The 8,369-nt window shown below is 37.4% G+C and carries 9 protein-coding genes; 7 read left to right on the forward strand and 2 right to left on the reverse strand.

What is annotated here, in order from left to right; genetic code table 11:
* Nucleotides 1-210 precede the first annotated feature (210 nt).
* The 4 genes from FQV30_RS07790 (at nt 211) to FQV30_RS17910 (ending at nt 2,906) form a co-directional block, all read left to right on the forward strand.
* A complete protein-coding gene (locus FQV30_RS07790) occupies nt 211-660 on the forward strand; it encodes a hypothetical protein (protein ID WP_146499604.1) in 450 nt (149 codons plus the stop codon).
* A 391-nt stretch (nt 661-1,051) separates the two neighbouring features.
* Nucleotides 1,052-1,477 (forward strand): DUF4275 family protein, encoded by a 426-nt coding sequence (locus FQV30_RS07795; protein WP_146499605.1) that lies wholly within the window; start codon nt 1,052-1,054, stop codon nt 1,475-1,477.
* A 232-nt stretch (nt 1,478-1,709) separates the two neighbouring features.
* On the forward strand, nt 1,710-2,264 hold the full coding sequence (locus tag FQV30_RS07800) for a MerR family transcriptional regulator (protein ID WP_146499606.1): 555 nt from the start codon (nt 1,710-1,712) through the stop codon (nt 2,262-2,264).
* A 492-nt stretch (nt 2,265-2,756) separates the two neighbouring features.
* The gene (locus FQV30_RS17910) at nt 2,757-2,906 is read left to right on the forward strand and encodes a hypothetical protein (RefSeq protein WP_186725570.1); all 150 of its coding nucleotides are present in this window, start codon (nt 2,757-2,759) and stop codon (nt 2,904-2,906) included.
* 151 nt (nt 2,907-3,057) lie between these two features.
* Here the strand turns inward: FQV30_RS17910 and FQV30_RS07805 are convergent, their stop codons facing one another.
* Nucleotides 3,058-3,777, reverse strand: a complete 720-nt coding sequence (locus tag FQV30_RS07805; protein ID WP_146499607.1) for a cytochrome c biogenesis CcdA family protein — start codon at nt 3,775-3,777, stop codon at nt 3,058-3,060.
* 96 nt (nt 3,778-3,873) lie between these two features.
* On the opposite strand from FQV30_RS07805, the gene FQV30_RS07810 reads away from it, so the two are divergent.
* Nucleotides 3,874-4,395 carry a redoxin domain-containing protein gene (locus FQV30_RS07810; protein ID WP_146499608.1) on the forward strand — a complete coding sequence of 174 codons (522 nt, stop codon included), beginning with the start codon at nt 3,874-3,876 and terminating at the stop codon, nt 4,393-4,395.
* A gap of 90 nt (nt 4,396-4,485) precedes the next feature.
* Here FQV30_RS07810 and FQV30_RS07815 read toward each other — a convergent pair whose 3' ends face one another.
* On the reverse strand, nt 4,486-4,692 hold the full coding sequence (locus FQV30_RS07815) for a hypothetical protein (RefSeq protein WP_146499609.1): 207 nt from the start codon (nt 4,690-4,692) through the stop codon (nt 4,486-4,488).
* A gap of 520 nt (nt 4,693-5,212) precedes the next feature.
* On the opposite strand from FQV30_RS07815, the gene FQV30_RS07820 reads away from it, so the two are divergent.
* Together FQV30_RS07820 and FQV30_RS07825 are read left to right on the forward strand one after the other, a co-directional pair.
* On the forward strand, nt 5,213-5,776 hold the full coding sequence (locus FQV30_RS07820; RefSeq protein WP_146499610.1) for a tyrosine-type recombinase/integrase: 564 nt from the start codon (nt 5,213-5,215) through the stop codon (nt 5,774-5,776).
* A gap of 633 nt (nt 5,777-6,409) precedes the next feature.
* Nucleotides 6,410-7,579 carry a replication initiation protein gene (locus FQV30_RS07825; protein ID WP_146499611.1) on the forward strand — a complete coding sequence of 390 codons (1,170 nt, stop codon included), beginning with the start codon at nt 6,410-6,412 and terminating at the stop codon, nt 7,577-7,579.
* Nucleotides 7,580-8,369: the final 790 nt, after the last annotated feature.

An 8,369-nucleotide genomic window follows, 5' to 3' on the forward strand; every position in this document is an offset into this window, starting at 1 on the left:
GCCGTTTTTAGGGGCCTCCACATGGAGGCATTTCATGCATTTTGATGATATCAGGAAAACCCCAGGCTCCGCCTGGGCTAGCACCGAAAGTGATAGCAGTTTTCCCTTATGCTCTTTTCCTTCCTAATTTATCTTTTTTTATTTTTATTCCTTTCTCTGAATTATTCCCCGAATCAATTATCATGAAAGAAAAGGAGCGAGAAATCTATAATGAAATTAGAAATTCTGACGTATAAAAAGTACAAAGGGATTGTTACTAGTAGTGATTACATTCGATGGGCCAGTTTTCTTCTTGAGGAAAATGATTCTATTGAGTTGGCAAAGCTGGCGACAATGAATAAAAATGCCAACTTATTTGAGGTTGAGGAACTGTTTCAGAAGGTATTGAGCGAAATAAACTTAAAAATGCCGTCTGTCCAAGAGGCAATCTACGGTTATATTTCCTGTTTAGAAAAAGAGATTCTCCAAAATAGCCAGTCGCCTATTCTTGTAGCAAATAAAATTTGTCAGATTGCTTATAGCGAAGGCTTAGAAAAGAAACAGGCGGAATGGTATGAAATTAGTGAGTGGATCGATCGGTTAGAATATGATTCGGAGTTCCAACTTTCGAAAGAAGAAGTTGAAAATAAAATTAGAGATTTTGTGTTAACTAAAGATTAAAACAGATGAATGCAACTAAAGTGGATTGATTGTTTTTGGTCAGTGTGTTGAGACAAATCGAAAGAACATTCCGAGAGTGTCCAGTTATACACCACCCCAAATTCGGGATGTTGAAAGGGATTCACTTGTCGCCTTCGGATATGAAAAATACATAGATAAAAATGAAAAGACAGCAATAATTCGTTCGTAAATTTAGCTTAAAACAGAAAAAGAACGTTCACAAAGTGTATGACCACATTTGCGAACGTTCTTTTTCTGTTTTTAAGATGATTTTGTGGTGTTCGAAAATGTGTACTATTACGAACGGTTTAAAACTTATTTTATGTTTATGCTCGAAGCTCGTAGAATATCTATATAATCTCATCGAAGTAATCGAGAGGAGGTAACTACTATCGAATTAGTTAGTGTTCTTCGCAAAAAAGGAATAGTCGTCCAGGAGTTTGAAAATGTTGGACGAGAATACAGAGAGAAATGGGTTCATGCTTTTTCTGATTCTAAATTTGATCAACATAAATATTTAACTGAGTTTCTCTGGTATATGTTTTCTGCTGAAAAAGTGGATTGTTTGGTTAGAAAAGAAGCAGCTCTCTCCTTTGATAAGGTAAACAAGCGCTATTGTTATATTTTCTTTCAAGAATCCGATGATGTTTTACAAGTGGAATATGCGTCTTCCATGAATGCTAAAGATTTGTTGAATGTAACAGGCGAATATTGCGATGTCTTTGTCGTGGACAAAGGCTTTAATTGGACATATGTGATTCCTCATGAAGAAGACTGGGGTCCATACTTTTACAGAAAAAAGTCCAAGAGTAATTAAAAAGTTTTGTAGTAGATTTATATTGAGAAGAGACTTTTCCCATAAGAAAAATCACGGGAATTCTAGTTTACATATCCCGACTTATCGGAAGTCCTCTAACAGAAAATTGGAGAAGGTGCTGGTCCGCAGCACCTTCTCTTTTGTTTTTCTAGCAACCTTTTCCGGAAAAAGAAGATGCAGGATTGATCGGACTCTTATAACATGAAGAAAAAGAAAAGGAGGCGAATGTTCGGTGTTAACTCCAAGTGAAGTAAGCGCGAAATTAAAGATCCAACCCTCCACCTTACGGAAGTATTCAGCCTTGCTGGAACAGGAAGGCATTCAATTCCAACGAACCCATAAAAACGCCCGACTTTATACAGATAGCGAGTACATAGCGATTGAAAGCATCATAGCGGTAGTACATAGCGGTAAAAAATCGCTTGAAGAAGCTGTTATAGAGGCATCTAAGGCTTTGAAAAAGAACGTCTCCGTAGCGCCACGCGAGCGCGATAGCGACGACATAGCAGCTGCTACGCTAAATGAAGTCAAACAGCTGAGAATCCAGCTACAGCAACAAGAAGAGCGCCAAAAAGAACGCGATATTATGTTTGTAGAAGTGCTGGAGAAGATGCAGCAAAAAATCGATGTATTAGAAGATCAGCAGAAGCAATTACTTGCACCAGTACCGGAAGAACCTGAGTTAGATGCGTCAGAAGCGCCCTTACAACAGGAAGAAAGCGAACCTGAGACGGTACTGACTAAAAAAGATACACGAAGTCTATGGGCTAGGATCTGGAACAAATAGCTTTTAAAAAACAGATTTTGAAACTATCAAATTTTCTTTTCGTAGAAGTAGGTAATGACATATGAAAAAGAAAGTTGATAAACGAAAATAGGGTTCAATTTAACAAGAATGGACTTTTGAGAGGAAGAGTAATATGGAGAATAAAAAGACTGGCACTTCTTATATGTACATGATAATTGCTTCAATAGGCATGCTCCTACTGGCATTTGGGCTTTTAGAATATATATCGCTTGTTGGAAGTACGAGTACGTCAAGTTTCTTATTAACTTTTGCTGGCTTTTTGATACTGGTCCATTACATATACCACTTAGAAAAAAAGATGGGTTTTAGTAATAAAGTTATCTGGATTAAATCTGGTTTGCTTATCTTATCTCTACTTATTTTCACATACACTTTTTACTAGAACCTGAATGTAACTTATGTGCAGTTAAGTTACATTCAAACTAGGAAATTTATTTGACTTTATTACTTAATTCAGAAGGAGGAATTTAAATGGATTTTTTTACTGTATTATTCGGCTTTTTGCCATTATTACTTCTCGCTTTTATATTTAGGTGGATTCGCCAATTGAAAATTAACAGTGAAGCTCAAATCAAGCAGAATAAAGAAATAATTTCACTTCTTCAAAAAAATAAAGTCTAAGTTTATATTTAAAAATCCAATTGCTTTTGTTTAATTTAATGAGCATTAAGAATGTTGGATCCGAATGTAACTTAATGTGAATTAAGTTACATTCAAAACAGTAAAAGGAACCATGCAGAAAGAGTTTTTACTCTTTCTGCATGGTTCCTTTTTAAGTCAGCCAAGATTCAATAAAATATTGTAGATCAGCTGTCCAGATGTTCAAATAATACATCTTGTCAAAATAAATCATGATTCCCAGCAGCACAATGATAGCGCCCCCGAATTTCATTAATCCAGCCGAATATTTCAAGATGAATTTGGTTTTTCCAATAAAGAACGCCATGATGATGAACGGAACGCAAAAACCAAGGGAATAGGCCGTTACCACAGCAATCGTCTGGGCGGGATTAACCAAGCTTCCATAAGTAATAATCGCCCCGAAAATAGGTCCGATACAAGGGGTCCAACCAGCCGAAAAGATAAAACCGACCACAAAAGAATTAAGATAGGTCGCTGATTTTCTTTTATAGTTCAGTCGTTTTTCTTTAAACATGAATTCGGGCTTGATGATGCCCATTAAAAATAAACCCATAAATACCAGAAAAATACCGCCAAGCATCTGAATGAGCTTCTGATTGGTTGTGAACAATCCACCTATTGTGCTCAATGAGAATCCTAAAACGTAATAAATTACGGCAAATCCGAGCGAAAAGAAAATCGAATGGATCAATACTTTTCTCTTAAACGAAACATGCTTATTCTCTTTCAATTCACTTACAGAAACGCCGGTAATGTACGAAATAAAGGAAGGGTATAAGGGCAGGCAGCAGGGTGAAATAAAGGCCAAGAAACCGCCAGCTAACGCGATTAGTAAGGTCACATTTTCCATAGTTAACACCTCCATGATATTCTAGCATAGAGAACTAACGGATATTCCCATCATTTCCAATTAATATTACAAAATTATGGACAAGGCGGTTAAATTATGGAGAAAAAAAAGAAGAGACTGATTTATCGGGTGTCTGTCTTAGGCTTACTGGCAACCATGATGTTCTACGCTGCTTATTCAGGCATGAGTAAGGAACCTAAGACTGCGTTGACATCTACAGGGGATCAGGCGCCTAATTTCGCTGGCGAAACGTTGACAGATGAAATGCTGGTTTTATCAAATGAACTTGAGGAAAAAACACTTATTAATTTCTGGGGAACCTGGTGTGAACCGTGCAAACGTGAAATGCCAGCTTTGGAAAATGCTCATACCAAGTACAAAAAAGACGGATTTAAGGTGATTTCGATTAATTTAGGGCAGTCCGATTTTGTAACTGAGCAATTTACTAACCAATACAAGCTGACTTTTCCGGTATTGATCGATAAAGATGGGGCAATCAAAGAAGCTTATCACGTAGGCAATCTGCCGGTATCTTTCTTGGTGGATAAAAACGGCCTGATTGAAGAAGTTCATGAAGGAGAATTGTCGGAAGCAACGCTGGAAGAATGGATTAATTAGCCGGAAGAATAATAAACTTTTTGAATGTAACTTATTAGCAATTAAGTTACATTCAAAAAGTAAGGGAAAAGCATCCGTCTAGTGGTTAGTCTATATCTGATTTTTTATGTTCCTTGATTTTTTGTTTGTGTAAAAAACATAAATAGCATTGATAATGAACAATACTATTGCAGAGGTTAAAAAGCCAACTATTGCAGGTATATTAGGGCCAGTTATTAAGTAGAAAATAGTAGCTAAAACAAACGTAGTAAAGCCAACCATACTAAGTTTCCATCGGGAATTTTCTATTTTCGCCATACTCGTGCTCCCTTTCTCATGCAAGTAGTAGTTATCTCAAAAATTACTCGATTACTTTTTTCTTCTCACCAAGAAAATTATTAAAATAACTGCGAAGATCAGTACACCAAAAACTCCAATGGTAAATACAGTATCGCCTATATTTGTACTTGTTTCATTCATCTCTATTTCGCCCCCAACATCAAATTGTCTGTTGCTACTATACCAATTTATTTCCAGTAAGGTTTCGTTTTTTTTGAAAACTGAATTTCAAAGGTTTTTCCTTAATTTTTTCCTGATTTCGAATGTAACATAAGTCTAATTAAGTTACATTCAAATCCCCCATTCCATTGACTTTCCAAGAAAACCAAACGAAAATAGAATTACGCAAAAAAAAGATACATTCAAAACCCTGATTTTACTGGGCTCGTCTTTCCTTGGCGGCGCTCTTTTTTCTTTCGACCAAAATCCTTAAGTAGTGCCATACATAGGTTATTTTTTAGAAAAAACACCCTCAGCACCCAACCGAAAGGAGCCACTCATGAACAAACAAACTGAAATCAAAGATGTGCAGCCGATCCGGTCGCTGGACCAGATTAAAGATATGAAATGGAGTTTGAAGAAATGGTGCAGCGAACGGGATTATATCTTGTTTTTGCTTGGCATCAATTCGGGGCTGCGGGTCGGGGACCTGTTAAAGATCAAAACGAGCGAGATCCAGGGCAAACAAGTCGTATCGCTTCGGGAAGGCAAGACCGGGAAACGCCGGACCATCCACCTCGGGAACATCTACGAGGAACTGAACGCCTATATCAGCGCGTTAGCGGGCGCTGAATGGCTGTTTCCGAGCCGGAAAGGGCAAAACCCCATTACCAGGGTCCAAGCCTATCGGCAGCTCAACAAGGCCGCCCAGATGGCCGATATGCCCGATGGCATCGGCACGCATACCCTGCGCAAGACGTTCGGGTATTGGCATTACAAGCAGTTCAAAGACATTGCCGAGTTGCAGAACATCCTCAACCACACGCATCCGAACATCACGTTGCGCTATATCGGCATCACAGACGAGCAGATCGAGAGCAACCTGAAGACCTTTCGGCTTTAAGACGATGAACACGCTTTGGAGTTTTCCAGGCGTGTTCATCGCTTTTTATATAGTCAAAAAAAGCCAGTTAAGGGGGTTCTAAGCTTTTTTAAGAATCGGACTTCCCTCAGTTCATCTTTTTTCTAAAAATCGTTTTTAGAGGGGTTCTGTGCGTCTCAATAGCTAGCTCTAAAAGAAGGAGAGGCAGACTCAGATTTTGGTAGTGAATTTATAAATTTGGGTTGGAGATTTTCAACTATTACCTTTTCGGTCCCATTTTTCCACCCCACCACCAACTCTCTTGCGCGCGTGCGCGTGTTGTTGGTGTTTTTAATTACTTTGTTTTAATTGTTTTAACTGTTTTAGGGAGGGTCTGAGCCCTTGGTACATATAAGTTTTTTAACTCGAACTATTACCTTTTCGATTCGAACTATTACCTTTTCGATTCGAACTATTACCTTTTCGATTCCAGAACTATTACCTTTTCGATTCGAACTATTACCTTTTCGATTCGAACTATTACCTTTTCGATTCGAACTATTAAAATTTAAAAAACAAGTAATAGTACAGTATACATAAGCTTTTGAGAATGGTATTATGAAATCAACTATTAAAAAATAAAAAAAAGTAATATTAGTTTGAAGGGGTGGCTATATGAATGAGAATTATCTGGTTACACAGGGAAACAATTTGATTGAAGCTAGGCATAAGAAACCTTTAACAGCAAGAGAACAAAAAATCATACTTACTATGGTCAGCATGATTGAACCTTCGGATAAAGATTTCAAAGATTATATGATATCGATTCGTGACTTTCACGAGATGTTAGGGCTTGAAGGGCGAGAACATTATACAGAAATCAAAACTGTGGTAGAGAGTTTAATGACGAAAGTTGTGGAAATTCCATTAGAAGATAAAGGATGGTTAATGACTCACTGGGTATCAACTGCAAGATATATTGATGGCACTGGAGTCATACAATTGCGCTTCGCTCCAGAACTAAAACCATATTTATTGCAGTTAAAGACTGTCTTCACTTCGTACAAATTAAATAATATTTTATCGTTAAAAAGCGTCTATGCTATTAGATTGTATGAGCTAATGAAAAAGTGGCAACAGCTTAGCCGATGGGAATGTTCAATAGATTCTTTAAGAGGAAAATTAGGCGCCTCCAATAAGTCTTATAATCTTTACGGCAATTTTAAAAATAAAATATTGATTCCTGCAATCAAAGAATTAAATGAACAGACTGATCTATTTATTCAATTTACGGAAGTGAAGAAAGGAAGAAAGGTTGATGCGATTGAATTTATAATTCGTCGTGCTCCCGAAAAAGAAATTCAATTGCCGAACACAGAAAAACAACCAGAACCAACAGAAGAACTCAATAAAAAAGACGAATTGCGTACACGATTAAACGAACTGGCCAACGGTTATCAATTCGATACGATTTTCTTTACGCAGCTGCATCAGGGGGCTTCACTAATCTGGAAAGACGACACAGAAAAGGAATTAGAATTGTTGGTTCGTTACGTCAACGAAGAAAAAACGGTAAAAAATCCTCTCGGATTTATCAAGTCCAAAATCACTTCTGCATGGGAAATCTATGAAGCCGGTGGGCGCATCACCTTCGCCGATCTGCAGCCGGCAGAAGCCCGGACTACGGGAAGAACGGAAATGCTACCAGAGTGGTTTACGACAAAAGATGAACCGTATGAATCGGCTGAAACCAATCCGGAACTTGAAGAACTGAAAGCAGAAACGCTCCGGCAGTTAGCAAAAAAGAAAGAGGATTTTGCTAGAAAGAAGAATCTCAAAACTTAAAAAAAGAATGAATCCTTAAACTTTAGGAGTGGAAAAATGAAGCTCGGAAGTGAAAATTATCACTATGAAAATAGTTACTTTGTTGTTATTCATCCATTTACGTATGCGGTAATAGGAATTTTGATCGTGCTAAGTGCAGTAACTTTTATTCTATATAAAAAAAAGAAAAAATAGAAAAATTGTACGCTGAAGAATCCACATGTTTTAAAAAAACAAATAGTGTCATAGTATAGAAAAAGAAAAAAATCTGAAAGGCTCTTTGGTTTTAGCCAAAGAGCCTTTCAGATTTTTTCTGTGCTGCCGTCGATTCAATAAATTTGCGAAAGACCGGAAAAAACAGCGAAAAGAGCATAAGGAAAACGTGCTTGCAATTTCATTGCCAGACCAGGCAGAGCCTGTTGTTTGATTGCTTGCACCAAAAATTGATTTCGGAACAGTTTTGTACCACTTTATTTTTGGTTTGGTACAGTTTTGTACCAGAAAAAAAGCGAGTTGGTACACATTTGTACCACTTTTTTTCAGCAAAAAACGGTTCGTTTTTGGTTGTTTTTTTTATTTTAAGTGAATCAATTTTATAGAAAAAACGATTCTTTTTTCGATAGATTTTTTGCTCTTCTTGGTCTTGCAACTAGAAAAAAAGATGCCTCCACGTGGAGGCATCAAGCCGTTTTTAGGGGCCTCCACATGGAGGCATTTCATGCATTTTGATGATATCAGGAAAACCCCAGGCTCCGCCTGGGCTAGCACCGAAAGTGATAGCAGTTTTCCCTTATGCTCTTTTCCTTCCTAA

Source organism: Planomicrobium sp. CPCC 101110 (assembly GCF_007859395.1).
In the GTDB taxonomy this organism is placed as follows: domain Bacteria; phylum Bacillota; class Bacilli; order Bacillales_A; family Planococcaceae; genus Planococcus.